Source organism: Bacillus sp. KH172YL63 (genome assembly GCF_011398925.1).
Lineage (GTDB): Bacteria > Bacillota > Bacilli > Bacillales > Bacillaceae_B > Rossellomorea.
This window is the reverse complement of record NZ_AP022842.1, coordinates 2923400-2948840: the sequence shown is the minus strand read 5'-3', so window position 1 is coordinate 2948840 and position 25441 is coordinate 2923400. Positions and strand designations below refer to the sequence as shown.

The window sequence follows — 25441 nt, the reverse complement described above, 5'->3', positions numbered from 1 at the left end:
CCTGGCATGAGGTGTCCCTTTTATTTATCATTTTCGCAGAAATCAATTTATCTATTGATTAGTCGGGTAGAAGGTTGTAAACTAATATTGAAATGAAATGAGCTCTTTTTTTTAATCAATAGTGCAAACGATTGCATTAAAATGTAAGCGTTTGTATCTTACTATACTTTGATGAGGTGTTACGATGAAGAAGTCATGGCGTAAAGAGGCAATAGGATACCAGATCTACCCGAGAAGCTTCCAGGACTCCAATGGAGATGGAATCGGTGATCTGCAGGGTGTCATTCAACGATTGGACTATATTAAAGACCTGGGGATCGATGTCATCTGGATTTGCCCGATGTATAAATCCCCTAATGATGATAACGGCTACGATATATCCGACTATCAGGATATCATGGAAGACTTCGGTACAATGGAAGATTTCGATCAATTGCTGAAAGAAGTTCATGCAAGGGGCATGAAATTGATCATCGACCTGGTGCTGAACCATACGAGCGATGAACATCCATGGTTCATCGAGTCGAAAAGCTCGAAGGACAATCCTAAGCGGGATTGGTACATTTGGAGAGATGGAGTGAAAGGGAAGGAACCGAATAACTGGGAAAGTATCTTCGGAGGTTCTGCCTGGGAATATGATGAAGATACCGATCAATATTTCCTTCATGTATTCTCTACAAAACAGCCTGATTTGAACTGGGAAAACGAAGAAGTGAGAGACGCCCTGTATGACACGGTCAATTGGTGGCTGGATAAGGGGATCGACGGCTTCAGGATTGATGCGATCAGCCATATCAAGAAGCGCCCGGATCTTCCTGATATGCCGAACCCGAAAAAGGAAAAATACGTTTCTTCCTTCGATATGCATATGAACCAAAAAGGTATCCACACCTTCCTGCAGGAATTCAAAGACCGTACGTATGCAAACTATGATGTCATGTCGGTCGGGGAAGCGAACGGAGTCAAAGCAGACGAAGCGGAACTGTGGGTCGGCAAAGAGAATGGGAAAATGGACATGATCTTTCAATTTGAGCATCTCGGATTATGGGATGCCGAAACGAACCCTGAACTGGACATCGTTGAATTGAAGAAAGTGCTGACACGTTGGCAGAAAGGGCTTGAAGGGAATGGCTGGAATGCCCTCTTCATTGAAAACCATGATAAACCAAGGGTCGTCTCCACCTGGGGGAATGATCAAGAATACTGGAAGGAAAGTGCCACCGCGATGGCAGCCATGTACTTCCTGATGCAGGGAACTCCTTTCATTTACCAGGGGCAGGAAATCGGAATGACGAATGTTCAGTTCCCTTCGATTGAGGACTATGATGATGTAGCGGTTAAGAACCTCTACCGTCTGAAAAGAGAAGAAGGGGTTCCCCATGAGGACATCATGAGCATCATCTGGGCTTCCTCACGTGACAACAGCAGAACGCCGATGCAGTGGACAAATGAAGAAAACAGTGGATTTACAAGCGGCACACCGTGGATGAAAGTAAATCCAAATTATAAGACAATCAATGTGAAAGCGCAGGAGAAAGACGAAAACTCCATCCTGAACTTTTATAAAAAGATGATTACTTTGAAGAAAAATGAGGAAGTCTTCACTTACGGAACGTATGATTTGTTATTAGAAGACGACAAACAGATCTATGCCTATACACGTACAGGAGAAGAAACCTCCATGCTGGTCATTACAAACCTTTCTACCAAGGAAGCGGTTTGTGACCTGAAAGAATTGGAAGTGTCCTCTTCTGATCTGCTCTTAAATAACTACCAGGTAAGCGATCACGGCAGTGTTGCCACACTCACCCTTAAACCATACGAAGCACGGGTGTATAGAATAAAATAAACAGGCTGTTTTCGTTAACATTGTGGCTTTAAAAAAGCGAGATGCGGTTGATTTCCGCTCCAGATGCTCGCTTTCCGCGGGGATGGCGGTGAGCCTCCTCGGACTTCGTCCTGCGGGGTCTCACCTGTCCCTCAGTTCCTGCAGGAGTCGAGCATCTTCCGCTCCAATCAACCATCGAAGATAATGCTTATTCATCTTCTGAATAGTAGTGATAAACTTAATACAAGTTCATTGCCCTGATTCTTTGATTTATTACGCAGTCTCAAATTACTGAAGATGCTCACCTTAACGTCTTATAATAGCAACAATCTATGCGAAAAGAGCCAATAAATAAGAAGAGGCTGGGACAAATGGGTGCCCGCCAATAAAAAATCCGAACGAGTGATTTATGGAAAATCTACTTCGTTCGGATTTTTTTGTGCAGTCATTTCATACAGAAATTTAGCAGGTTTTAGCTGTTGATAAGTCTCCTTCGGGAAAAGCGGGGTAGGTGAGATCCCGCGGAAGGTAGCGAAGACCACGTACCGCTGCACGAGGAAAGGACCTGCATGGTCAAATGCGGTATGCCAAAATGAATGGCATTTTATAGAATTGCGTATTATACAGAGAGTAGAAATAGGAGCAAGAGCGATCAAAAGTATATGGATATCTTATCCTTGTTCATGCACCTATATCGAACAACAAATTGGGAATAAATGAAAAGGTTTTCTTAATTTTTGGATATACTATAAAATACTCGTCTTTTTCTTCTGTTTTTGGTATGATAGGAGAGGTACGTACAACTGTTAAAGGAGAGATATTGAATGACTATGAACATTGCAAGTATGATTGATCATACTTTACTTAAACCTGAATCAACAAAAGATCAAGTAGAGGTACTTTGCCAGGAAGCAAAAGAATTCAAATTTGCTTCTGTGTGTGTGAACCCGACTTGGGTACAATATTCAAGTGAACTATTAAAAGGTACTGACGTAAAAGTTTGTACTGTAATCGGATTCCCACTTGGTGCTTCAACTCCTGAAACGAAAGCATTCGAAACGAAGGATGCAATTGAAAAAGGAGCAACTGAAGTTGACATGGTCATCAACATCGGTGCACTAAAAAGCGGCGACCTTGAACTTGTTAAGCGTGATATCGAAGCAGTGGTTGCAGCTTCTAAAGGAAAAGCACTTTCTAAAGTGATCATCGAAACATGCCTGTTGACTGAAGAAGAGAAAGTAAAAGCATGTGAATTATCTGTAGAAGCAGGTGCTGACTTTGTTAAAACATCAACTGGATTCTCTACTGGCGGTGCGACTGTTGAAGACATCGCGCTTATGAGAAAAACGGTTGGACCTGACATCGGCGTGAAGGCTTCTGGCGGAGTTCGCTCTGTTGAAGATGCACAAGCAATGGTAGAAGCAGGTGCTACTCGCTTAGGAGCTAGCTCTGGTGTAAAAATCGTCCAAGGTTTAACAAGCGATTCTGACTATTAATAATAAAATAAAGCTGGATGGGGATCTGTTTCCTCATCCAGCTTTTTTTATGGGGTGGATCCGTTCGATTAACTCTGCAAATTTGTGGGCAAATGGAAGCACAATAAGAGAGCAGATGATATTGAACATGACGCTTGCGTGTGCCAATTGAATTTCAGGAGATTCTGCCAGGCGATGAACGACGCTCGCAAGCATGGGGATGGCCGGAATGAAGAGGGCCACTCCGATCACGTTCAGCCAAATATGGGCGTATGCCGTCAATTTCGCTTCTGCACCTCCACCGATGCTTGCAATGAATGCGGTGATGCATGTCCCGACGTTTGCGCCAAGCATGATTGCGATCCCCGCATGAAGATCAATGGATCCAGCCGCGAGAAAGCCCATCGCCACACCTGTCACGACCGTACTGGACTGAATGGTTGCAGTTAAGATACACCCGAGGATCAAGGCCAATAATAGATGTTCATTCACTTCCACTATATAAGAACCGACGGACGGATGGGTGGCAAGCGGAGCAGCGAGCCATTGAATGGCCCCGATGCTTGAAAAGATCAACCCAAAACCTAAACAGATCATCCCCGTACTTTTTGCTGTATGCGAAGGAAAAAAATACAGAACGCAACCGAGAATCATGGATGGGATGATCATGATTTTCATATCGAGTGTGAACATTTCAAGCGTGAATGTCGTTCCGATATTGGATCCGAGCATGATGCCGATCGTTTGGCGGAATGGGATCAAGCCTGAAGAAGCGAGCCCAACGGTAAGGACCATGACGGCTGAACTGCTGTGGATAAGTGCCGTGACGACCGAACCGGTCAACAGCCCTTTCACAGGGGTGTTTGTTAAATAGTGTAACCATTTTTTAATTTTGACGTTCGCAATATTAAAAAGCCCTGTCCGAAGCCAGGTCATTCCGAATAAAAAACATGAAATAAAAAATATGAAGGCAAGGCCGTGTAAAATCATTGAACTCCCCCTGTATAGGACCGTGATTAATACAAATGTATGGAGAAAAACATGAGACATGCCTATTTATATAAGGGAATTATGATAAATTGTTGACCTATTACGCATCATATATTATAATGGCAAAGTACATGGATTTCTTTACTATTTGTAAAGGGTTCATCCAAGAAAGACATACACTTTCTGTCCCCTTGTAGTAATATTTCAAGGGCAAAGCCATGACCAAAGTGGTGAAGTAAAGGAGTAACGGATCATATCCGTTCCTTAAGAAAATGGTACAAACCATTTCTTGACTTGAACATGTAAGTGTAGTGTGTTCGGAGGGAGGGAAAGAGAGATGTCAAAAACAGTTGTTCGTAAAAACGAATCGCTTGAAGATGCTCTTCGTCGCTTCAAACGCTCAGTTTCTAAAACAGGAACTTTACAAGAGTTTAGAAAGCGCGAATTTTATGAAAAGCCAAGCGTAAAACGCAAAAAGAAATCAGAAGCTGCAAGAAAGCGTAAGTTCTAAGAGAGGGTGTAATTATGAGTCTTCTCAATCGTTTAAATGATGATATGAAACAAGCGATGAAAAATAAAGAAAAAGAGAAGCTGTCTGTTATCCGTATGCTTAAGGCTTCACTTCAAAATGAAGCAATTAAACATGGGAAACAGGAACTCTCTGAAGACGAAGAGTTGACTGTCCTTTCTCGAGAAGTGAAGCAACGGAAAGACTCCCTCCAGGAATTTCGCAACGCCGGTCGCGAAGACCTCGTTGAAAAAATTCAAGCAGAACTGACTTACGTCGAAATATATATGCCTAAGCAGCTTTCAGAAGAAGAGGTCTCAGCTATCGTCCAGGAAACTGTAGCTGAGGTTGGTGCTACTTCTAAAGCCGACATGGGTAAAGTGATGGGAGCTATCATGCCTAAATTAAAAGGGAAAGCCGATGGGGCTCTCGTCAACAAACTTGTTCTTCAACATTTATCATAAGATTAAAGAAACCGGAAAGCCCTGCTGCTTTCCGGTTTTTTTAATCCTGTTAGATTGGGGAGTCAGGTTTCAAAAAAAAATGAAACCATCCTGACCTGTCATCCGTACATAATGTATCAAGTAATATTATCGAAACGAGGGGGTTAAGGTGAAAAGAGGAATCGTATTATTTTTGATGTTGTTGTTGGGATTCAGTTTCCTGCAGCCTCTCATCAGTTCTGCTGAGAATCCTGAAAGGGTATACGTCATCCCGATACAAAAAGAAGTTGAAAGAGGGCTTCATGCGTTCTTGGAAAGAGCGATCACAGATGCAGAAGAACATAACGCAGATTTGATCATCTTTGATATCGATACGCCAGGGGGGCTGGTGGATGCGGCCGGCGATATCGGTCAGCTCCTTGACGGAATCGATACGAGGACGGTTGCCTTTGTAAACAACCATGCATTATCTGCCGGTGCATTCATCTCCCTTCACGCAGATGAAATCTATATGGTGCCAAACGGTCAGATAGGGGCAGCGGCGGTGATTGACCAGGCAGGAAATGCCGCTGACAAGAAAGCACAAAGCTTCTGGCTTTCTGCCATGAAAAGTGCGGCTGAATCCAATGGAAGGGATCCGCTGTATGCACTCGCGATGGCAGATGACACCATTGAAATCCCAGAGCTTGGAATCGACAAAGGAGAGCTTTTGACGCTCGGATCGAAAGAAGCGAAGGAGATAGGGTATTCTGAAGGTACCGTGAAGAACTTAGATGGATTATACAAAGAGCTTGGTGTAAAGAAGTCTTCTGTGAATACAGTGGAAGAGACCTTTGCTGAAAAGCTCGCCCGTTTCATCACTAACCCTGTCGTTGTACCGATCCTTCTTTCGCTGGCAAGCATCGGGCTGATAGTGGAGTTATATTCACCAGGGTTTGGGATTGCCGGTTCTATCGGTCTCGTTTCTCTTGTATTATTTTTTTATGGACACTTGGTTGCTGGGCTCGCAGGATATGAAACCATCCTTCTGTTCATCATTGGGGTCCTCCTCATAGTGGCGGAATTCTTCCTCCCTGGCGGCATTGCCGGTGCACTTGGGATCGGAGCCATCCTGGCAAGTATCATGCTGGCCGGAGGAGACGTGGTGCAAATGGGGATTTCCCTCCTCATCGCTATCCTGATAGCCGTCGCGACAGTGATTATCTTTGTAAAGGTGTTTGGTAAAAAGATGAAATTTTTTAAGAAAATCATATTAAATGATTCAACAAGCACTGAAAACGGTTATGTTTCAAACGTCAACCGACTGGATCTCATTGGGAGGGAAGGTGTGACGAAAACGCCTTTAAGGCCATCGGGAACAGTCATCGTGGATGATGAAAGAATTGATGCTGTTACAGAGGGAGGCTTTATTAAAGCCAACGAAAGAGTTAAGATTGTTAAGGTGGAAGGATCACGTATTGTAGTAAGAGACATTTCATAATTACTCAGGAGGTAAGGAATATGGTTATAGGACCAAGCACCATTTTATTGCTCGTTGCCATTGTAGTGGGCATCATCGTATTAGCTGTTCTATTTACATTTGTACCGGTCATGCTGTGGATTTCAGCGATTGCGGCCGGTGTCAGAATCTCCATCTTCACATTGGTGGGGATGAGGTTGAGAAGGGTTATCCCAAGCAGGGTCATCAACCCATTGATCAAAGCCCATAAAGCAGGGATCACTGTCACAATCAACCAGCTTGAAAGTCACTATCTTGCAGGTGGTAATGTCGACCGGGTGGTTAACGCCTTGATCGCTGCCCATCGTGCAAATATTGAACTGACATTCGAACGCTGTGCTGCAATTGACCTTGCAGGCCGTGACGTGCTTGAAGCAGTTCAGATGAGTGTAAACCCGAAAGTCATTGAAACACCATTCATCGCCGGTGTCGCGATGGACGGGATCGAAGTGAAAGCGAAAGCCCGCATCACCGTACGTGCAAACATCGACCGCCTTGTCGGGGGAGCCGGTGAAGAAACGATCGTTGCCCGTGTAGGGGAAGGGATTGTTTCAACGATCGGTTCATCAACCAACCACAAGAAAGTGTTGGAAAACCCTGACTTGATTTCACAAACAGTCCTTTCTAAAGGACTGGATGCCGGTACTGCGTTTGAAATCCTCTCCATCGATATCGCCGACGTTGATATCGGCAAGAATATCGGAGCGGAACTTCAGACGGAACAGGCAGAAGCAGATAAAAACATCGCACAGGCAAAAGCGGAAGAAAGAAGAGCGATGGCGGTTGCGAATGAACAGGAAATGAAAGCCCGCGTCGAAGAAATGAGAGCGAAAGTAGTGGAAGCAGAAGCAGAAGTACCGCTTGCCATGGCAGAAGCTTTACGATCAGGCAATATCGGTGTGATGGACTATATGAACATTAAGAACATCGATGCAGATACAGATATGAGAGGCTCGATTGGGAAATTGACCGGGGATAACAATGATCCGAAGAACCCTAAAGATCAGTAATTCTCCCTCGTGTGAAAGGAGTTTGTCTCCATGGAACCATTTATCATCATCATACTGATCAGCATTATTTCGACCATTTTCAATAAAATGAAAGAATCACAGAAGGAAAAACCGGTAAGGCAGAAGCCGATCCAGACGGCTACTCCGAAAGCTTCACCTCAGACACAAAGGGAAGGAAGGGCCACGACGTTTTCATCAAGAGAAATCAAGAAGCCTTCCAAGGAAGGTGCCACTTCCATCCAAAGCCTGTTTGAGGAAAAGAAGAAGGAAGCAGAGATGCGTGTAAGCCTTCAAAAAAAGGAAGAAGAATATGCCCGGAAGCTCAAAGCACATCAGTCAAGGGCAAAGCGTATCCGGGAAACGGGATCGCCGCTTTCCATCGATTTCAGCAATGAAGATGATATCGTAAAAGGATTCATTTTCTCTGAAGTGATCGGACCGCCCCGTTCAAAAAAACCGCTTCATCGAAAATAAGAGTGATGAAACCCCTTTTCATTTCATACATATGAGATGAAAGGGGGTTCTTTTTTTATGGCGAAAAGCTTACTGCAGCAGGTGCGAACATGGATGACACAGAAGATGGATTTACCTGAAGATGTCATGATGGACCTTCCTCGCGTCACAATGATTGGACAAATTCATATCTATATAGAAAACCACCGTGGTCTGTTGACGTTCACAGATCGGGAGGTGCGGCTTCTGCTTAAACAAGGACAGCTGTTGATAAAGGGTGAACAATTTGTCATCAAGATGATTCTTCCAGAAGAAATTCTCCTTCAAGGCAAGATTGTAGAAGTGGTCTATTTAGAACAATAGGAGGGACGGACTTGAAGAATCAATGGTTTACCTTTTTAAGGGGAAAAGTATTTGTGAAAATGGAAGGCAAAGCAGTGGAGCGGGTCATCAACCAATTACTCAGGGCGGGTATTGCGATATGGAACGTAAAAAGGGCAGGCACCGAAACGATCACTTTTTACTTATCCTTAGAAGATGTACATAACTTCCGAAGAGCCGTCAGGGCATCTCAGTGCAAAGTGACATTTCTAAGAGGTCAAGGGGTCCCGTTCTTATTTAAACGGTCTTTGAAGAACTCAGGATTCGTGATAGGTGGACTGGCTTTCTTTGTCCTCGTATTCCTTTTGTCAAACATGGTGTGGGGCATCCAGGTCAAAGGGGCGTCTCCCCAGACTGAGCATAGCATAAGGAAAGAGCTGGAGGAGATGGGTGTATCGACAGGAAAGATGCAATTCTCCCTTCCGGATGTGGAGACCATTCAACGGGAGCTGTCGTACAGGATGGATAATATCACCTGGGTCGGTGTGGAATTGCGGGGGACAACCTTTCATTTCCAAGTGGTCGAAAAGAACGCTCCGGAACCCTCAGAGTCAACAGGCATCCAACATATCGTGGCTAAAAAGAAGGCAATCATCACCGAGATGTTCGTTGAAGAAGGGGATCCCCAGGTGAATGTGAATGATTATGTAAGCAAGGGGCAGCTCCTCGTGTCAGGCCTCATCGGAAACGAGGATGATCCACAAGGGGTGCCTGCAAAAGCGAAGATCCTGGGGGAAACCTGGTACAAATCGACCGTTGAGCTGCCGCTTAAATCACGATTTGCTGTGTTCAGCGGTAATGAAAAAAGGAAACATTATGTGGGGATAGGTTCTTTCAACGTGCCGATTTGGGGCTTTGGAAATCCTGACTATAAAGATTCCGTCATGGAAGAAAACCAGAAGAATCTTCGCTTCCTTAAATGGGAGTTGCCGGTCCATTATATTGACCGAAGCATCAAAGAAAAAGAAGATGTGGAAAGAGCCTATTCGAAAGATGAGGCAATCCTTGCAGCGAAAAAACTTGCGAAAAGTAATCTTGAATCGTCACTGCCAGAGGATGCGGAAATCCAGGGTGAAAAAATTTTGCAAGAAAAGGTCGAGAATGGTAAAGTTAGGGTAACCATTCATTACAAAGTTATTGAAAATATCGCTGTAGGACAACCAATTATCCAAGGAGACTAACGAATGTCAGATGAAATCTTAATGAAATTACAACTTGAAAACCCTAACGAAGCCATCGCTTTGTTTGGCGTTTCAGATTCTCACCTAAAATTAATCGAACAGGAATTACACGTTTCAATCGTAACAAGAGGCGAAGAATTGCTGGTTTCAGGTAAAGATGAAGATGTAAGGCTCGCTCTTGATATTTCTGATCGACTTGTAGCCGTGATCCGAAAAGGCATCACAATTGGCCAAAGGGATGTCCATTATGCCATTGAAATGGGCCGGCAGGGAACACTTGAATATTTTACAGACTTGTATAATGAAGAAATCACGAAAAATGCCAAAGGCAAATCCATCAGGGTAAAAACCCTTGGGCAGCGACAGTATATCCAATCGATCAAAAAGCACGATATGGTGTTCGGAATCGGTCCTGCTGGTACAGGAAAGACGTATCTAGCGGTAGTGATGGCAGTGCATGCCCTGAAGAATGGACAGGTAAAGAAAATCATCCTGACGAGACCGGCTGTTGAAGCAGGTGAAAGTCTTGGATTCCTGCCTGGTGATCTGAAGGAAAAGGTTGATCCATACCTAAGACCTCTTTACGACGCTTTGCATGATGTGCTCGGAGCAGAGCATACGGCCCGCCTGATTGAAAGGGGCACAATCGAGATCGCTCCCCTTGCATATATGAGGGGCCGGACATTGGACGATGCATTCGTCATCCTTGATGAGGCGCAGAATACAACGAAGGCTCAGATGAAGATGTTCCTGACGCGACTCGGATTTGATTCGAAGATGATCATAACCGGAGACCGCTCCCAGGTGGACTTACCGAGAGGAAGCGAATCAGGCTTGATTACTTCAGAAAGAATATTAAAAGATGTCAAAGGCGTATCGTTCATTTATCTTGATCAGGCGGATGTCGTCCGTCATCCACTGGTCGCGAAAATCATCGATGCTTATGAAAAGATAGATATGTAGAGTCAAAAGGATTGATCCATTCCATGACAGCCAGCCTAAAAAGGCATGGCGGTGGGAAGGGTCATTCTTTTTTATTGTCATAAACATAGATAATTCAGACAAAAACTGTTATCATTTTACATAATTGCTACATATATCGATGATTTGTCCATTTCTTACAGGGGGTTCTTTATGCAAACGCACCCATTTCTTCTTAAAATCAGAAATTTTCTCAGTTATCGGCTATTTACCAATCTTTTATTTGTTCTCCTAGGAATCATCGTTTTCGGGGTGTTGTACGGGAACGTAAAGCCGAAAACACTGGATATCAATCTGTACGAGGAGGCGCCTACCACGATCCGGGCCCCGAAGAAATTCATAGATGAAGAGGCTACGACCAAGAAAAAGCAGGAAGCAAAGGCTGAGGTGGCAGATGTCTATACCCCGAAAGAAGGGGCGATTGACAACTCCCTGTCGTTGCTCCGCTCGTTGATGGAAAGCGTTAGTGAAGTGAAAAAGGAAACTGCTGCCGGCGACGGGGACGCAGAGGAATTAAAGCCTTCCCAGACGCCTGACATCAACGAACAATTGAAGCGATTGAAAGATAAATTGCCGAAAGAAAAAAATAACAGTGTAACGAACAGCCTCAGTGATGACATATTAACCTCCCTTCTCACGGCGACAGAAGACGATTTGTCCCGCCTGGAAACAATTGTTTCCAGTCAGATGAAAATCATCATGGAAGACGGGGTCAAAGAAGAGGATCTGAATGAAGCGAAATTGAATCTCGAGCAAAGGATCACCAACTACTCCTTTAACGGCGACCTGTCGAATGCGGCCGTGAAGCTTGGGAAGATATCGATCGAACCGACCCAGTTTTATGATGCAGAAAAAACCAATGAGTTAAAAAAGCTGGCAGAAGCCAATGTGCAGAATGTGGAAATCATAGAAGGGGGCGTCATCGTTCAGGATGGTGAATTGATCACCCCTAAGAAATACAGCATCCTCAAATCCCTTGGCATGGTAGAAAATGCACTTTCCTTTAAGCCGCTAGTCGGACTCGGACTTTTTGTCCTTGTGCTGATCAGCTCACTGTACTACTTCTTCTACACGCTTCAAGTGACCGAGGAACGGAAACAAAATTATTTAATATTAACAAGCATCGTCTTTGTCATCTCACTATTGATCATGAAGATCGTGGGCTTGATCGATCAGATGGAAATCAATGATATTGCATTCATCTTTCCGGCAGCGTTCACTGGAATGATCTTACGGATCCTATTGAATGAGCGGATCGCAATGATGATGGTGTTCATCCTTGCAGCGTGTTCGAGCATCGTGTTTCACCAGCAGTTCTCCGGTTCAATTGATATGGAAATTGCCATCTACACGTTATTCAGCGGGGTTTCAGGGATCCTGTTCCTCGTAAGCCGCAATCAAAGGTCGAATATCCTTCGTGCGGGTATTTACGTAGCCCTTGTAAACGTCCTGATACTTGGGTTTCTCATCCTCTTAAGCGGCACTTCGTATACGACGAGTGAATATGTGTATTATCTCGTGTTCGCCTTAGTGTCGGGGATCGGCTCATCCATCTTGACGATCGGGTTTCTTCCGTTCTTCGAAGCAGGATTCGGGATCCTATCATCCATGAGGCTTGTGGAGCTTTCAAGCCCGACACAGCCGCTGCTCAAAAAGCTGTTGACCGATGCACCGGGTACGTATCATCACAGTGTCATGGTGGCGAATCTTGCGGAAGCCGCCTGTGAATCGATTGGGGCAAACGGTCTGCTTGCGAGGGTCGGATGCTATTATCATGATGTCGGAAAGTCAAAGCGGCCACACTTCTTCATCGAGAATCAACTCAACATGGGGAATCCCCATGATCGGGTATCGCCTGAAACGAGCAGGGATGTTATTATTAGTCATGCCTCAGATGGTGCCGAAATGCTCCGGAAGCATAAGCTGCCAAAGGAAATCGTCGACATCGCGGAACAGCATCACGGCACGACCCTATTGAAATTCTTCTATTATAAAGCGAAGGAACAAGGGAAAGATGTGAAAGAAGAGGATTACCGTTATCCCGGTCCGAAGCCACAGAGCAGGGAAGCGGCGATCATCAGCATCGCTGACAGCGTAGAAGCTGCCGTCAGATCGAAGAAATCTCCGACTCAAGCCGAGATTCAACAACTTGTCCATTCAATCGTGCAGGACCGCTTGCAGGACGGTCAGTTTAATGAATGTGATATATCATTAAAGCAATTAGAGACGGTGAAAAGGACGCTATGTGAAACGCTGAACGGGATCTTCCATCCGAGGATTGAATACCCTGAACTTCAAGCAAAAGGAGAATAAACATGACACTATTAATCGACTTTATCGATGAAACAGAAAAATTATCCGATGAGCATATGGAGCTGGTTCAAAACATCTTGAACTTTGCAGCAGAGAAAGAGAATATCGAAGCTGAAAGTGAAGTGTCTGTCACATTTGTGACGAACGAACGGATCCAGGAAATCAACCGTGAATACAGAGAAAAAGACCAACCGACCGACGTCATTTCATTCGCCCTCGAAGAATTGGGAGAGGACGAAGTGGAAATCATCGGAGAAGGGATCCCCCGTGTCCTGGGGGACATCATCATATCAACTGACAGGGCAGAGGAGCAGGCGGAAGAATACAATCATTCCTTCACACGTGAACTGGGCTTCCTCGCCCTTCATGGATTCCTTCATTTGCTGGGTTATGATCACATGGAAGAAGAGGATGAGAAAGAAATGTTCCAGAGACAAAAGGACATCCTGGATGAATATGGACTCAAAAGAGACTAGGTTCGGTTTTCCGCGCTTCTTTAAGTCTTTCGGATATGCAGCACAAGGCATCCGTTCGGTATGGAAGACAGAGCAGAATTTCAGGATCCATTCATTTGTTGGGGCAGCGGTCTTCATGACGGCTTTTCTCCTTTCGGTCTCCGTATTGGAATGGGCCATCCTCATCATCCTCGTATTCATGGTGCTGGCACTGGAAACAATGAACACCGCCATTGAAAAGGCAGTCGACCTGACGAGTGAGGAATATCATCCATTGGCGAAGGCTGCGAAGGACCTGGCTTCTGCTGCTGTCTTGCTCTTCGCCGTATGCACAGCTCTCGTCGGTGCGATCATCTTCCTCCCGAAGCTGCTTGATCTGCTTCATTAAGGGTAAAAAAAGCCAAAATTAAAGGCTGCAGGCAAGAAATTTTAAAAATTCTTGCCTGCAGCCTTTAATTCATTTGAAAACGTTTCTATACTTGTATAAAATATATGGAGCAACAATTAAAATCGATAAATAGTTAGAATTATCTAACTATTTTATTACAAAATGATAACAGCCCATTTTCTTTTATGAAAGTTGTAGTAAAATAAATATGTAAGGGTTTAAAGGAGAGTTATATTAATGAATGCAGAACAATTGATACAAGAAGCCAAACTAGCGAGAGAAAAAGCATACGTACCTTATAGTAAATTCAAGGTGGGAGCGGCTCTTCTGTCAAAGGACGGTAAAGTCTATCACGGATGCAATATTGAGAATGCAGCATACAGCATGTGTAACTGTGCTGAACGTACTGCCCTTTTCAAAGCATATTCCGAGGGTGATACGGATTACACGATGATTGCGGTTGTAGCAGACACTGCAAGACCGGTTCCGCCGTGCGGTGCGTGCCGTCAGGTTATTTCTGAACTGTGCCCGTCTGAGATGAAGGTCGTATTGACCAACCTCAAGGGGGACGTGGAAGAATTGACCGTTGGGGAACTATTGCCAGGGGCTTTTTCACCGGAGGATTTAAATGAATAATACAGGCAGCCAAACAGGATACAAATCAGGCTTCATCTCGATCATAGGGCGTCCGAACGTAGGGAAATCCACGTTCTTGAACCGTGTCATCGGTCAAAAGATTGCGATTATGAGTGATAAGCCCCAGACAACCCGTAACAAAGTCCAGGGAGTCTACACGACAGATGATGCCCAAATGATCTTCATCGACACTCCCGGCATTCACAAACCGAAGCATAAACTCGGAGACTTCATGATGAAGATTGCACAGAACACGTTGAAAGAAGTGGACGTCATCTTATTCATGGTCAACGTCGCAGAAGGTTTAGGAAAAGGGGACCACTTCATCATCGAGAAGCTGAAAGGTGTCAAAACACCGGTCTTCCTGATCCTGAATAAAATTGACCAGATCCATCCCGATGAATTGCTGCCAATGATCAAGGAGTACAATGACTTATTTCCTTTCGCGGCAACGGTTCCGATTTCCGCTCTCGAAGGAAACAATGTCGACAATCTCCTTCAATTATTGAAAGACCAATTACCGGAAGGGCCTCAATTCTACCCTGCCGACCAAATCACGGATCATCCGGAACGTTTTATTGTATCTGAACTCATCCGTGAGAAGGTCCTGCACATGACAAGGGAAGAAATTCCCCACAGCATCGCCGTCATGATCGATAAAATGGAGAAGAAACAAGACAAAGACCTGATCAACGTCATCGCCACGATCGTAGTGGAAAGAGATTCTCAAAAGGGGATTGTTATCGGTAAGCAGGGATCCATGCTGAAAGAAGTCGGCAAACGGGCCCGTCTTGACATCGAGAACCTTTTGGGGACAAAAGTATACCTTGAACTGTGGGTGAAGGTGCAGAAGGATTGGCGCAATCGTGCATCCAACCTGCGTGACTTCGGCTTCAGCGACGATGAATATTAAAATTAACAATATTTAGTCCACATGAATAAAAGAGAAAAGGTCCATTCTAATCACAAGAAAGCTTATGAAGTCTTGCTAGTTTAAATCCAGAAAGGTGGGTTTTTGATGTTAGACTTAACTTGGAAGTTTTTTTCGCAAACGGGAAGCATCGACACCTATTTGCTTTTCAAAGAGCTTGAGAAGGAGACGACAGAAGATCCGTTCAGCTTTGAGGAAGAAATAGCGGAAGTTGATTTTCCTTTAACGTGATAAGCTTGTCATCACCCGGGTGGATTGATAGCGGGAGGTGGCTGTATGCTACAGAAGTGTGAAGGAATCGTCATTCGAACGAATCACTACGGTGAATCGAATAAAGTTGTCACCATATATACACGGGAATTTGGAAAGATTGGATTGATGGCTAGAGGGGCGAAAAAACCTAATAGCCGTCTATCCGCCATTTCACAATTGTTTACATATGGGTATTTCGTTTTTATTAAAGGAAGCGGCCTCGGCACCCTTCAACAGGGAGAAATGGCCGAATCGCTCAGACATGTAAGGGAAGACTTGTTCAAGACGGCCTATGCGACATACATCGTCGACCTCCTCGATAAATCGACGGAGGACCGCAAGCCGAACCCATTCCTGTTTGAATTATTATATAAAACCCTTTCCTACCTAAATGAAGACTATGATCCCGAAATCCTGATGCATATATTCGAAATGAAGATGCTCCCCGTCATGGGGCTCTATCCTCATCTCAATGGATGTGCAGTTTGCGGGGAGACCGATGGCGAATTCTCCTTCTCATTCAAAGAAAATGGATTCATCTGTCATCGCTGTCTAAATGAAGATCCTCATCATCTTCCGATATCCCAGGGCACTGTAAAACTGCTCAGGCTCTTTTATTATTTCGATATCAACCGCCTCGGAAACATATCGGTGAAAGATGAAACAAAACTTCAATTGAAGCGGGTAATCAGGACTTATTACGATGAAAACTCAGGTCTAACCCTAAAATCCAGAAGATTCCTTGATCAAATGGATAACATGAAGGACTTATTCTAACTTGAACTTATGCTGCTTGTGATATTTGAAGGCTCATTCACTTTTGTGAATGGGCCTTATTTTTTGGGTTGGGGGTTGGCTGTGCTGGGGGAGGGGCTGGTTGAGGTTGAAGGGTAATTACGCAATCATTGTTGGAAGTCGCGCAATAAAGTCCAGTTTTTACGCAATAAAGTGCTGAACTCACGCAATAAAGTTGGGAAGTTACGCAATTGAGAGGGGAAGACATGTGCAAAGGGATATCGGTTAGCTTAAAAAAGGAGTAATCAGGCTCTGAAGATGAAAAATGATGCATAGAAGAAGGAATTCTTCGCGCCAGGGACCAAAAGGCTACATGGAGAAAAGAAAATGTCACCTATAGGAAGGTTATTTTAAAGAAAGAGGAACGGTCACCTGTTTAGCGGTTACGTTATAGAGGTGAATAATTGCGTCAAAGTTTAATTACGCAATCAATGCTGAAACTCACGCAATAAAGTCCAGTTTTCACGCAATAAAGTGCTAAACTCACGCAATGAAATCGGAAAGTTACGCAATTAAGAGTCAAAGACACCTGCAAAGGAATAACTTAGAACTTAAAAAAGGAGTATTTAGGCTTTTGAGATGAAAAATGATGCAATGAAGAGTGAATTCTACGAGTCAGGGGCCAAAAAGTTACCGGAGGAAAGAGAATGTCCTCCGGTGAAAGGTTATTTTAAAGAAAGAGGATTGGGAACCTGGTTATCGGTTATGTTATAAAGGTGAATAATTGCGTCAAAGGATAATTACGCAATCAGTGCTGAAACTCACGCAATGAAGTCCAGTTTTCACGCAATAAAGTGCTGAACTCACGCAATAAAGTTGGGAAGTTACGCAATTGAAAGTCAAAGACGCGTTCGAAGGGATATCGGTTAGCTTAAAAAAGGAGTAATCAGGCTTTTGAGATGAAAAATGATGCAATGAAGAGTGAATTCTACGAGTCAGGGGCCAAAAAGTTACCGGAGGAAAGAGAATGTCCTCCGTTGAAAGGTTATTTTAAAGAAAGAGGATCGCGCACATGGTTATCGGTTACGTTATAAAGGTGAATAATTGCGTCAAAGGTTAATTACGCAATCAGTGCTGAAACTCACGCAATGAAGTCCGGTTTTCACGCAATAAAGTGCGAATCTCACGCAATAAAGTTGGAAAGTTACGCAATAGAGAGTCATAGACACGTTCGAAGGGATATCGGTTAGCTTAAAAAAGGAGTTATCAGGCTCTGAAGATGAAAAATGATGCATAGAAGAATGAATTCTTCGCGCCAGGGACCAAAAGGCTACATGGAGAAAAGAAAATGTCACCCATAGGAAGGTTATTTTAAAGAAAGAGGATCGCGCACCTGGTTATCGGTTACGTTATAAAGGTGAATAATTGCGTCAAAGGTTAATTACGCAATCAATGCTGAAACTCACGCAATAAAGTCCAGTTTTCACGCAATAAAGTGCGAATCTCACGCAATAAAGTCGGAAAGTTACGCAATAAAGCGTAAAACCCATGCTCCACCCTGCTCACAGTCCCTTCAAATATGGCAAATAAACATCTCCAAAGCTAAAACGAATGAAATAATGAAAAAACCTCCGCTCCATTAATAAAAAACCAACCCATCACAGCCAAACCCAGCATGAAAAGCTGTCAATTCGAGTCTATCCCCCATATCGCCAATCCATCCCACATCCACAGCACAGGCCTCAAAACACAATCCCACATCCAAACGAAAAAAACCCCAAAAGGCAGACAACACCTTCAGGGATTTCCAAACAGGTCAGTTTTAATCACGGACCTTATTAAAATTTAATTTTTTCCTGTAAGAAGGATTTTACTTCGCTGATCGGCATTCTGACTTGTTCCATTGTGTCGCGGTGGCGGACCGTTACTTGGCGGTCTTCCATGGAGTCAAAGTCAAATGTGATACAGAATGGTGTACCGATTTCGTCTTGACGGCGGTAACGTTTACCGATTGATGCCGTTTCGTCGAAGTCGATCATCAGGTCTTGTGAAAGCTCTTCATACACTTTGAACGCTTCATCAGATAGCTTTTTCGAAAGCGGAAGGACTGCCGCTTTGAATGGTGCTAGTGCCGGATGGAAGCGAAGCACTGTGCGTGAGTCATTTTCAAGCTCTTCTTCTTCGAATGCGTCACATAAGAATGCAAGTGTGACACGGTCAGCTCCAAGGGAAGGCTCGATGCAGTACGGCACATATTTTTCATTCGTCTGCGGGTCCATGTAATGGAAGTCCTCATTTGAATGCTCCATATGACGTTTCAGGTCAAAGTCTGTGCGGTCGGCTACGCCCCAAAGTTCGCCCCAGCCAAACGGGAATTTGTATTCAATATCTGTTGTTGCGTTACTGTAGTGTGATAGTTCATCTTCATCATGGTCGCGGAGGCGCATGTTGTCTTCGCTCATGCCGAGTGTGAGTAACCAGTTTTTACAGAATTCACGCCAGTAAGAGAACCACTCAAGGTCTTCTCCAGGTTTGCAGAAGAATTCAAGTTCCATTTGTTCGAATTCACGTGTTCTGAACGTGAAGTTACCAGGCGTGATTTCATTACGGAAGCTTTTTCCGATTTGAGCGATACCGAACGGCATTTTCTTGCGCATTGAACGTTGGACGTTTTTGAAGTTAACAAAAATCCCTTGAGCCGTCTCTGGACGCAGATAAATTTCGTTCGTTGAAGATTCTGTTACACCCTGGTGGGTTTTGAACATTAAATCGAATTGACGGATGTCTGTGAAATCCTGGCTGCCGCAGTCAGGGCACGCGATGCTGTGCTCATTGATGATTTCTTCCATTTTTTCGAATGAAAGGCCGTCGACGATCATTTCGATTCCTTTTTCTTCAAGGGCATTTTCAATGATTTTGTCAGCACGGTGACGTGTTTTACATTGCTTACAGTCGATCATCGGATCGTTGAAGTTTCCAACGTGACCAGAAGCCACCCACGTTTGTGGATTCATCAGGATGCTCGCGTCAAGACCTACGTTATACGGTGATTCCTGGACGAATTTCTTCCACCAGGCTTTCTTGATGTTGTTTTTCAGTTCGACACCTAATGGGCCGTAATCCCAAGTGTTTGCCAGTCCTCCGTAGATTTCTGAACCCGGGAAGACAAATCCACGGTGTTTTGCTAAGTTTACTACCTTTTCCATTGACATATCAGTCACTCCTTTTTATATTTATGTAAATAAAAAAGCTCGTCCTTAGGCTGTTGAAGCCTAGGGACGAGCTTGATACTCGCGGTTCCACCCTAGTTGGCATGCGTGATGGCACACCCACTTTTAGAAAAAATCATCGCTCCGGATTGCCGTTTCCCTGCTTTCTGGGCTTTCACCGTCCCCAGTCGCTACATATGCAGATACTTATTGATCCATCAAAGCTGAATATAAGATGAAGACATTTTATCACGACGGTGCGAGAAAAACAACTGCTGATCATGTGTAAAAATAAATTTGATGTTTTCTTTAAAAAAAGCTACTCTTTGATAAGTGAAATGTCATTATAGTGTTGTCAGATTAGAATGATAATATGCTCTTTTCATTTTCATCAAATAGTATATAATATTTCATATAAAGTATAACATAAATCATTAGTCCGTCAGGTGGTGAATGACAATCGAACTTAATAAACGCCAAGAGCATATCTTGCAAATTGTGAAAGACAACGGACCTATTACTGGAGAACAAATCGCGGATCAATTAAACTTAACGAGAGCGACTTTAAGACCTGACCTGGCGATCTTGACCATGGCGGGATATTTGGATGCCCGTCCGAGAGTGGGGTACTTCTACACAGGGAAAACCGGGACCCAATTACTGACTGAAAACTTGAATAAGATATTCGTCAAGGATTATCAGTCGATTCCTGTGGTCGTGAATGAAAACGTATCTGTGTATGATGCCATCGTGACGATGTTCCTTGAAGATGTAGGGACGCTGTTTGTTGTGGACGCCAATACATACCTGGTGGGAGTGCTTTCCCGGAAGGATCTTTTAAGGGCCAGTATCGGAAAGCAGGAACTCAGTACGCTGCCGGTGAATATTATTATGACGAGAATGCCTAATATTACGGTATGTGAGAGAGAGGATCCGTTGATCGCGGTAGCGAAGGATCTGATCCATAAACAAATCGATTCAGTTCCGGTTATCAAGAAAACGGAAAAAGGTGATCTTGAGGTCATCGGCAGAATTACGAAAACGAATATTACAAAAGCATTTGTAGCATTGGCAGATGAATATTAGAAGGTGGTGAACGATCGTGAAAGAACCGATCATCTATGTAGTATCCGACTCGGTGGGAGAGACTGCCGAGCTAGTCACAAAAGCGGCGATCAGCCAATTTCATGGTTCGAATACGGTCATAAAACGCTTTCCGTATGTGGAAGACTTGGAACATATTGATGAAGTGATTTCATTGGCTAAATTGAACCAGGGGTTGATCGTTTATACCCTTGTGAAACCGGAAATGCGTGCGTACATTAAGGAGCAGGCGGATAAAGAAGAACTTTATGCATTTGATATCATCGGTCCATTAATGGATAGATATCAATCTTCTTACCAAAAGCAGCCCCTTTTTGAACCGGGCACGGTAAGAAAGCTTGATGATGATTATTTCAAGAAGGTCGAAGCGATTGAATTTGCCGTTAAATATGATGACGGACGTGACCCCCGCGGGATTTTAAGAGCGGACATCGTATTGGTGGGGGTTTCAAGGACATCGAAAACCCCATTATCCCAATATCTTGCCCTTAAGCGAATCAAGGTGGCGAATGTGCCCCTTGTACCGGAGGTCGATCCTCCGGAGGAATTATTCCTCGTTTCACCAAAGAAATGCTTCGGGTTGAAGATCAGTCCTGAAAAATTAAACACGATCCGCCGTGAAAGATTAAAGTCTCTAGGCTTAAATGATCAGGCGAGCTACGCAAACATCAAACGTATCGAGGATGAACTCGAGTATTTCGAGAAAATCACCGATCGCATCGGATGCCATGTCATTGATGTAACGAATAAAGCTGTTGAAGAGACGGCGAATGTCATTACGAACATTTATAACAAGTCAAACGATTGATACAACTCTCGCCCAACAAAAAGAATGATTCTCCGCATAGACACGGGAGAATCATTCTTTTTTGACGATTTGAATGTCTTGACAAAATCATTGGGGGGAATAAGTTTTTATAGTGGTAAAACTTGTCCCTTTATACTATAATAAAAAATTGTGATAAAAATATTTAAAATAGGTTTAGAGTAAACTCTTAAGGAATAAACTAATTATTGTGATATGTCAAGCCCAATCTAATTTAAAATTCGACAATTTTAATCAATTCTCTAGGAAAGTTCTCAATGGGAGAAGGAAAATACGGAGTGATGTAGAATAGTTAGTATGAGCGAACATAAGTCTACCGTATACGTTGATGCAGATGCCTGCCCTGTTAAACAGGAAATCATCGGGATCACACGTGCGTATGGATTGGGAATTGTTTTCGTTGCATCCAATGCCCACAGAAAGAATACACCTGATCAAGGCACGTGGGTGTATGTCGATAGCGAGAAGGAAGCTGCCGATCTTTACATCATGAATCATATCAAGAGGGGTGATGTTCTTGTGACGCAGGATATCGGGCTTGCCAGCCTGGTATTGCCGAAAAAAGTTTATGCGATCTCTCCAAGGGGAAATGTCTACAGGGAAGAGAGCATTGTGACGGCACTCGATTATCGATATGTGGCTGCGAAAGAACGGCGGAAAGGGAACTACGGAAAAGGTCCCAAGCCATTTACAAAAGAAGACAGAGAAACCTTTTGTACTGCTTTTGAAAAGATCTTGTCGGAAATGGCAGGAGAATTTGAATAAGTACAGAATGGATTAAGAGGGTAAATAAAAACAGGTGATAGATCATGTCTGAAAGAATCCCTGAAGAGACGTTAAATAAAATATTAACATCGACCGATATTGTAGATGTTGTAGGTGATTACGTACAGCTGAAAAAGCAGGGACGGAATTATTTCGGTTTATGTCCGTTCCATGGTGAGAGCACGCCATCTTTTTCTGTTTCACCTGACAAGCAAATTTTTCACTGCTTCGGTTGTGGAGCTGGAGGGAACGCCTATACCTTCCTGATGGATATCGACGGGTTAAGCTTCCAGGAAGCGGCTCAGAAACTCGGTGCAAGAGTGGGAGAAGAAATATCCATCCAGGCTCCTTCGTCTGAACAGGACCTTCCATCTCAGAAGGATGAAAAGCAAATGATGGAAGCCCACGGGCTATTAAGTAAATTTTACCATCATCTTCTCCTAAATACAAAGGAAGGCCAGGAAGCCTTGGAGTATTTACTGTCCAGGGGCTTCACAACAGAAAGCATAGAGAAGTTCCAGATAGGATGGTCACTTCCAAGCTGGGATTTCACTGTGAAATTCCTTCAGAAAAGAGGGTACTCCCTTGAGTTGATGGAAGAGGCCGGTTTGCTCGTCAGAAGGGAACGTGATGATTCGTTCCTGGACCGGTTCCGGGGAAGGATCATGTTCCCGATCGTCGATACGAAAGGAAACACGGTTGCCTTCTCAGGCAGAAGCATAGAACCTGATGATGAACCAAAATACTTAAACAGTCCGGAAACAAAGATTTTCAATAAAAGCAGTATCCTTTATCATTACCATGGTGCAAGGGCGATGATCAGAAGGAAACAGCAGGCGGTATTATTCGAAGGATTTGCCGATGTGATTTCAGCCAGTGAAGCTGGAGTGGAAAACGGAATCGCGACCATGGGTACTTCCTTGACTGAGCAGCAGATCGGACTTCTGAAACGCTTAACGGACACGGTCATCATTTGTTACGATGGTGATTCTGCCGGAGTGGAGGCTGCCTTCCGTGCCGGGAGACTACTTCACCAGCATCAGATGAATATACGTGTTGCCACAGTCCCGGAAAAATTGGACCCTGATGACTACATTAAGAAATATGGTGCAGCCAAGTTTCAGCAGGATGTAATAGGGGCAAGCTTGACGCTCATGGCGTTTAAGCTCCGGTACTATAAGCTAAATAAAAACCTAAATGATGAAGGAGATCGCCTGAAGTATATAGAAGACATACTAAAGGAAATTACTCAATTAAGTAAAGCGGTCGAAAAGGATTATTATTTAAGGCATTTAGCCGATGAGTTCGATTTATCGTTAGATGCTCTTCAGCAGCAGATGTCTGAAATGGCAGGGCCTGAAAGACGGACGTCAAAACCTCCTAAACAGGTCGGTATGCAAGGAGACTTCAAGCGTCCGAATCAGTCACGATTATTGCCCGCCTATCAAACCGCGGAGCGAAGGCTGATCGCATACATGCTAAAAGACCCGAACATCGCTTATAAGATTCAGGAATGGCTTGCAGGCACGAACCTTAATATTGATGAGCATCAGGCAATTATTACTTATTTATTGGGATATTATGAAGAGGGTCTGCCTCCAAATGCCAGTACCTTCATCGGGTATCTTCCTGATGAAAAGCTGCGAAGGATCGTCACAGACATTGAAATGATGTCAATAAGCGAGGAAAGTTCGGAACAAGAACTGGCAGATTATGTGAACCAGGTGTTAAAACATCAAAAGATGTTGAGAATAAAGGAAAAAGAAGTGGAAAGAAAAGAAGCGGAAAGACTGAATGATTACCGAAAAGAAGCACAAATTGCAATGGAAATCTTACAGTTACGTAAGTCTCTATAAAGTTTGTAAGGAAGTTGGAAGGAGGGGAACATATGGCTGAAAAGTCAGCGCGTTCCAAACAAATAGCGTCAGAATTGACAGTTGATCAGGTGAAAGAATTTTTAGTGAATCAAGGTAAGAAAAGAGGAGTCCTCACTTACGAAGACATTGCCGATAAGTTATCCGGTTTTGAATTGGATTCGGATCAGATGGATGAATTCTACGAGCACTTAGGTGAACAAAGTGTCGAAATCATCAATGAAAGTGAAGAAGACGATGATCCAGGTGCCCAGGAGTTAGAAAAAGAAGAGGGAGAAGAATTCAACCTTAACGACCTAAGCGTTCCTCCAGGGGTTAAAATAAATGATCCGGTCCGTATGTATTTAAAAGAAATCGGTCGGGTGGATCTGTTATCCGCTGAAGAAGAAATCAACCTTGCCAAGAGAATTGAAGATGGTGATGAAGAAGCGAAGCGCCGCCTTGCCGAAGCGAACCTTCGACTTGTTGTCAGTATCGCGAAACGGTATGTTGGCCGTGGGATGCTTTTCCTTGATCTTATCCAGGAAGGTAACATGGGTCTGATCAAAGCCGTGGAGAAATTCGATTACCGTAAAGGATACAAGTTCAGTACGTACGCTACATGGTGGATCCGCCAAGCGATCACCCGTGCGATTGCCGACCAGGCAAGAACCATCCGTATTCCGGTTCATATGGTAGAGACGATCAACAAACTGATCCGTGTCCAAAGACAGTTGCTTCAAGATCTTGGCCGTGAACCGGCACCTGAAGAGATTGCTGAAGAAATGGACCTTACACCTGAAAAGGTCAGAGAAATCCTGAAGATCGCCCAGGAGCCTGTATCTCTGGAAACGCCTATCGGTGAAGAGGATGATTCTCACCTTGGTGACTTCATTGAGGATGCCGAAGCCCAGTCTCCTTCTGAGCATGCTGCATATGAGCTGTTAAAAGAACAGCTGGAAGATGTCCTCGACACGCTTACCGACCGTGAAGAAAATGTGCTGCGCCTCCGTTTTGGACTGGATGACGGCAGAACTCGTACACTTGAAGAAGTAGGTAAAGTCTTCGGTGTCACACGTGAACGGATCCGTCAGATCGAAGCCAAGGCTTTACGCAAATTGCGCCATCCAAGCAGAAGCAAACGTCTGAAAGACTTTTTAGAATAGGCCATTCTTTTGCTGCCTCTATTGTAGATAGGGGCGGTTTTTTTTGTCCGAATTAAAGGA

General features: G+C 44.0%; 24 protein-coding genes. 22 read left to right on the top strand and 2 right to left on the bottom strand.

Translation table 11 applies throughout. The features are described from left to right. Positions 1–184: 184 nt before the first annotated feature. Together KH172YL63_RS15155 and deoC are read left to right on the top strand one after the other, a co-directional pair. Positions 185–1849, top strand: coding sequence for a glycoside hydrolase family 13 protein (locus KH172YL63_RS15155; RefSeq protein ID WP_173106890.1), 1665 nt, complete (start codon positions 185–187; stop codon positions 1847–1849). 803 nt (positions 1850–2652) lie between these two features. Further along, on the top strand, positions 2653–3324 hold the full coding sequence (deoC, locus tag KH172YL63_RS15150; RefSeq protein WP_173106889.1) for a deoxyribose-phosphate aldolase: 672 nt from the start codon (positions 2653–2655) through the stop codon (positions 3322–3324). Positions 3325–3357: 33 nt separating this feature from the next. Here the strand turns inward: deoC and KH172YL63_RS15145 are convergent, their stop codons facing one another. Beyond that, positions 3358–4293 (bottom strand): Na/Pi symporter, encoded by a 936-nt coding sequence (locus tag KH172YL63_RS15145; RefSeq protein ID WP_173106888.1) that lies wholly within the window; start codon positions 4291–4293, stop codon positions 3358–3360. 337 nt (positions 4294–4630) lie between these two features. On the opposite strand from KH172YL63_RS15145, the gene rpsU reads away from it, so the two are divergent. The 15 genes from rpsU to recO all read left to right on the top strand — a co-directional run bounded on the left by rpsU (position 4631) and on the right by recO (position 16500). Next, positions 4631–4804, top strand: coding sequence for a 30S ribosomal protein S21 (gene rpsU / locus KH172YL63_RS15140; protein ID WP_032087602.1), 174 nt, complete (start codon positions 4631–4633; stop codon positions 4802–4804). 14 nt (positions 4805–4818) lie between these two features. Continuing rightward, positions 4819–5265, top strand: coding sequence for a GatB/YqeY domain-containing protein (locus tag KH172YL63_RS15135; protein WP_173106887.1), 447 nt, complete (start codon positions 4819–4821; stop codon positions 5263–5265). 175 nt (positions 5266–5440) lie between these two features. Then, positions 5441–6724, top strand: coding sequence for an NfeD family protein (locus tag KH172YL63_RS15130; RefSeq protein ID WP_173108209.1), 1284 nt, complete (start codon positions 5441–5443; stop codon positions 6722–6724). A gap of 26 nt (positions 6725–6750) precedes the next feature. Then, positions 6751–7752 (top strand): flotillin-like protein FloA, encoded by a 1002-nt coding sequence (gene floA / locus KH172YL63_RS15125; protein ID WP_173108207.1) that lies wholly within the window; start codon positions 6751–6753, stop codon positions 7750–7752. A gap of 30 nt (positions 7753–7782) precedes the next feature. Continuing rightward, positions 7783–8226, top strand: coding sequence for a hypothetical protein (locus KH172YL63_RS15120; RefSeq protein WP_173106886.1), 444 nt, complete (start codon positions 7783–7785; stop codon positions 8224–8226). 57 nt (positions 8227–8283) lie between these two features. Next, complete coding sequence (gene yqfC, locus KH172YL63_RS15115) at positions 8284–8568, top strand: sporulation protein YqfC (protein WP_173106885.1); 285 nt, start codon at positions 8284–8286, stop codon at positions 8566–8568. Between the two features lie 11 nt (positions 8569–8579). Continuing rightward, the gene (gene yqfD / locus KH172YL63_RS15110; RefSeq protein WP_173106884.1) at positions 8580–9767 is read left to right on the top strand and encodes a sporulation protein YqfD; all 1188 of its coding nucleotides are present in this window, start codon (positions 8580–8582) and stop codon (positions 9765–9767) included. Positions 9768–9770: 3 nt separating this feature from the next. After that, on the top strand, positions 9771–10730 hold the full coding sequence (locus KH172YL63_RS15105; RefSeq protein ID WP_173106883.1) for a PhoH family protein: 960 nt from the start codon (positions 9771–9773) through the stop codon (positions 10728–10730). A gap of 171 nt (positions 10731–10901) precedes the next feature. Continuing rightward, complete coding sequence (locus tag KH172YL63_RS15100) at positions 10902–13061, top strand: HD family phosphohydrolase (protein WP_173106882.1); 2160 nt, start codon at positions 10902–10904, stop codon at positions 13059–13061. Between the two features lie 2 nt (positions 13062–13063). Then, positions 13064–13537, top strand: coding sequence for an rRNA maturation RNase YbeY (gene ybeY / locus KH172YL63_RS15095; protein WP_173106881.1), 474 nt, complete (start codon positions 13064–13066; stop codon positions 13535–13537). Then, complete coding sequence (locus KH172YL63_RS15090) at positions 13512–13904, top strand: diacylglycerol kinase (RefSeq protein ID WP_232066039.1); 393 nt, start codon at positions 13512–13514, stop codon at positions 13902–13904. Before ybeY ends, KH172YL63_RS15090 begins: the two co-directional genes overlap by 26 nt. 237 nt (positions 13905–14141) lie before the next feature. Beyond that, entirely contained in the window at positions 14142–14540 is a 399-nt protein-coding gene (locus KH172YL63_RS15085; protein WP_173106880.1) for a cytidine deaminase, read from the top strand. Beyond that, complete coding sequence (gene era / locus KH172YL63_RS15080; RefSeq protein WP_173106879.1) at positions 14533–15453, top strand: GTPase Era; 921 nt, start codon at positions 14533–14535, stop codon at positions 15451–15453. The genes KH172YL63_RS15085 and era overlap by 8 nt, the downstream gene beginning before the upstream one ends. A 105-nt stretch (positions 15454–15558) precedes the next feature. After that, complete coding sequence (locus KH172YL63_RS15075; protein WP_173106878.1) at positions 15559–15702, top strand: YqzL family protein; 144 nt, start codon at positions 15559–15561, stop codon at positions 15700–15702. A 45-nt stretch (positions 15703–15747) separates the two neighbouring features. Next, positions 15748–16500, top strand: coding sequence for a DNA repair protein RecO (gene recO, locus KH172YL63_RS15070; protein WP_173106877.1), 753 nt, complete (start codon positions 15748–15750; stop codon positions 16498–16500). Between the two features lie 1796 nt (positions 16501–18296). On the opposite strand, the gene KH172YL63_RS15065 is transcribed toward recO, so the two are convergent. Continuing rightward, the gene (locus KH172YL63_RS15065) at positions 18297–19670 is read right to left on the bottom strand and encodes a glycine--tRNA ligase (RefSeq protein ID WP_173106876.1); all 1374 of its coding nucleotides are present in this window, start codon (positions 19668–19670) and stop codon (positions 18297–18299) included. Between the two features lie 450 nt (positions 19671–20120). Between KH172YL63_RS15065 and KH172YL63_RS15060 the strand changes: the two genes are divergently transcribed. The 5 genes from KH172YL63_RS15060 to rpoD all read left to right on the top strand — a co-directional run bounded on the left by KH172YL63_RS15060 (position 20121) and on the right by rpoD (position 25381). Beyond that, entirely contained in the window at positions 20121–20753 is a 633-nt protein-coding gene (locus KH172YL63_RS15060; protein ID WP_173106875.1) for a transcriptional regulator CcpN, read from the top strand. A gap of 13 nt (positions 20754–20766) precedes the next feature. Beyond that, a complete protein-coding gene (locus KH172YL63_RS15055; RefSeq protein WP_173108203.1) occupies positions 20767–21579 on the top strand; it encodes a pyruvate, water dikinase regulatory protein in 813 nt (270 codons plus the stop codon). A gap of 315 nt (positions 21580–21894) precedes the next feature. After that, entirely contained in the window at positions 21895–22362 is a 468-nt protein-coding gene (locus tag KH172YL63_RS15050) for a YaiI/YqxD family protein (RefSeq protein WP_173106874.1), read from the top strand. A gap of 44 nt (positions 22363–22406) precedes the next feature. Further along, positions 22407–24218, top strand: coding sequence for a DNA primase (gene dnaG / locus KH172YL63_RS15045; protein WP_173106873.1), 1812 nt, complete (start codon positions 22407–22409; stop codon positions 24216–24218). A 32-nt stretch (positions 24219–24250) separates the two neighbouring features. Further along, positions 24251–25381, top strand: a complete 1131-nt coding sequence (gene rpoD / locus KH172YL63_RS15040; protein WP_173106872.1) for an RNA polymerase sigma factor RpoD — start codon at positions 24251–24253, stop codon at positions 25379–25381. Positions 25382–25441: the final 60 nt, after the last annotated feature.

Bases quoted from the DNA above. Each gene is read 5' to 3' on its own strand.
- KH172YL63_RS15050 (WP_173106874.1), top strand. From the start codon at position 21,895: ATGAGCGAACATAAGTCTACCGTATACGTTGATGCAGATGCCTGCCCT.
- KH172YL63_RS15145 (WP_173106888.1), bottom strand. From the start codon at position 4,293: ATGATTTTACACGGCCTTGCCTTCATATTTTTTATTTCATGTTTTTTA.
- KH172YL63_RS15155 (WP_173106890.1), top strand. From the start codon at position 185: ATGAAGAAGTCATGGCGTAAAGAGGCAATAGGATACCAGATCTACCCG.
- KH172YL63_RS15090 (WP_232066039.1), top strand. From the start codon at position 13,512: ATGAATATGGACTCAAAAGAGACTAGGTTCGGTTTTCCGCGCTTCTTT.
- KH172YL63_RS15105 (WP_173106883.1), top strand. From the start codon at position 9,771: ATGTCAGATGAAATCTTAATGAAATTACAACTTGAAAACCCTAACGAA.
- KH172YL63_RS15065 (WP_173106876.1), bottom strand. From the start codon at position 19,670: ATGTCAATGGAAAAGGTAGTAAACTTAGCAAAACACCGTGGATTTGTC.
- recO (WP_173106877.1), top strand. From the start codon at position 15,748: ATGCTACAGAAGTGTGAAGGAATCGTCATTCGAACGAATCACTACGGT.
- rpoD (WP_173106872.1), top strand. From the start codon at position 24,251: ATGGCTGAAAAGTCAGCGCGTTCCAAACAAATAGCGTCAGAATTGACA.
- era (WP_173106879.1), top strand. From the start codon at position 14,533: ATGAATAATACAGGCAGCCAAACAGGATACAAATCAGGCTTCATCTCG.
- ybeY (WP_173106881.1), top strand. From the start codon at position 13,064: ATGACACTATTAATCGACTTTATCGATGAAACAGAAAAATTATCCGAT.
- deoC (WP_173106889.1), top strand. From the start codon at position 2,653: ATGACTATGAACATTGCAAGTATGATTGATCATACTTTACTTAAACCT.
- KH172YL63_RS15085 (WP_173106880.1), top strand. From the start codon at position 14,142: ATGAATGCAGAACAATTGATACAAGAAGCCAAACTAGCGAGAGAAAAA.
- KH172YL63_RS15135 (WP_173106887.1), top strand. From the start codon at position 4,819: ATGAGTCTTCTCAATCGTTTAAATGATGATATGAAACAAGCGATGAAA.
- KH172YL63_RS15130 (WP_173108209.1), top strand. From the start codon at position 5,441: ATGTTGTTGTTGGGATTCAGTTTCCTGCAGCCTCTCATCAGTTCTGCT.
- rpsU (WP_032087602.1), top strand. From the start codon at position 4,631: ATGTCAAAAACAGTTGTTCGTAAAAACGAATCGCTTGAAGATGCTCTT.
- KH172YL63_RS15075 (WP_173106878.1), top strand. From the start codon at position 15,559: ATGTTAGACTTAACTTGGAAGTTTTTTTCGCAAACGGGAAGCATCGAC.
- yqfC (WP_173106885.1), top strand. From the start codon at position 8,284: ATGGCGAAAAGCTTACTGCAGCAGGTGCGAACATGGATGACACAGAAG.
- dnaG (WP_173106873.1), top strand. From the start codon at position 22,407: ATGTCTGAAAGAATCCCTGAAGAGACGTTAAATAAAATATTAACATCG.
- KH172YL63_RS15100 (WP_173106882.1), top strand. From the start codon at position 10,902: ATGCAAACGCACCCATTTCTTCTTAAAATCAGAAATTTTCTCAGTTAT.
- KH172YL63_RS15120 (WP_173106886.1), top strand. From the start codon at position 7,783: ATGGAACCATTTATCATCATCATACTGATCAGCATTATTTCGACCATT.
- KH172YL63_RS15060 (WP_173106875.1), top strand. From the start codon at position 20,121: ATGACAATCGAACTTAATAAACGCCAAGAGCATATCTTGCAAATTGTG.